General features: G+C 75.6%; 1 protein-coding gene. It reads left to right on the top strand.

The window, feature by feature from the left end; genetic code table 11:
* Positions 1–246 (top strand): hypothetical protein (locus tag OOT08_RS00395; protein WP_325090620.1); only part of this gene is annotated, 246 nt, incomplete at both ends.

Here is a 246-nt window from a genome sequence, read left to right as displayed (position 1 = left end):
GAGAGCTTCCTCGCCGAGGGCATCCCCGAGCTGCGCACCGGGTTCCAGCTCAGCAGCTCCGACGGCTCCGTGCACCTGCCCGAGCCCAAGCCCGGCCGCATCGTCCTGACGGCGGCGTGGCGGAGCGGGCACCGGCTCTCGCTGAGCTGGGCCGTCGAGGGGCCGCCCGGGGCACCGACCCCCTCCCTCGCCACGCTGCTCCCGGCGGAACTGATCGGCGAGGGGCTCTTCCCCGCCGCGTGGTTG

The sequence above is a fragment of the Leucobacter sp. M11 genome, from assembly GCF_035726885.1.
Lineage (GTDB): Bacteria > Actinomycetota > Actinomycetes > Actinomycetales > Microbacteriaceae > JAPFRB01.
This window is presented reverse-complemented; position numbering and strand designations above follow the sequence as displayed.